Here is a 756-nt window from a genome sequence, read left to right as displayed (position 1 = left end):
GCGCGCCCATGCTGATCTTTCCCGCCATACGCCGCTGAACCACTTTGATGGCACCGCCCCTATCACCACCGAGAACTTGCCCAGAACATTCTGGATGAGGCAATGCGCCTCAGCTCGGAGCGTGCAAGGACGCTCTCGGAGCCGAAGCATGCGAAGCGTCGCCGAATTCCGCTCAATTCGCCTTTCGCAACATCGGCGTGAGTGGCGGCGAGCAGCCGTGCTGTATCTCTCCAATAATCTTGAATCCGTGTCGTTGGTAAAGCGGAATGTTCTCAGGATTCGAACTTTCAAGGTAGGCTGCGACGCCCTGCTCATCACATCTTTGAAGAGCGTACTTCATCAGCAATGTGCCAAGCCCTCGTCCGACCCAGTTCGGATCGACGGCGATGAGGGGCAAATACCAATGTGGCTCGGACGGATGATGTTCGGCCATTCCCTGGCGCACGTGTGCCATATGTTCGCTGATTTCCGGGCGCAGGGACACCGCCATGATGGTGTCCAGTGCATCCTCATCTTGCTGGACGCCGGGAGGCAACCACAGGGCCGCGGCGCGGCTCTCTCCCGTGACGTATGCTGTGCCATGCTCGAATGCCCGTCCGCCACAAGCCTCGATGAACTGAGTCATGCTGCCAACATATTGTCCAGGGTCCGGCCAACTCCAACGCATCAGTGGATCGGCGGCAAAGCCGAGGACAATCGTCCAGACGGTTCTTGCCCGAATGCTCGCATGCGCCGAGGTGATGCCCGGCTCAGCCT

Annotated in this window: 1 protein-coding gene; it reads right to left on the bottom strand. The window is 59.3% G+C overall.

Annotation, left to right across the window (positions count from 1 at the left end; genetic code table 11):
- Positions 1-172 precede the first annotated feature (172 nt).
- On the bottom strand, positions 173-756 hold a 584-nt coding region (locus tag AC0L3A_RS40785), incomplete at its 5' end, for a GNAT family N-acetyltransferase (RefSeq protein ID WP_473256586.1).

The sequence above is a fragment of the Bradyrhizobium sp. MI1.3 genome (assembly GCF_055811695.1).
This window is presented reverse-complemented; position numbering and strand designations above follow the sequence as displayed.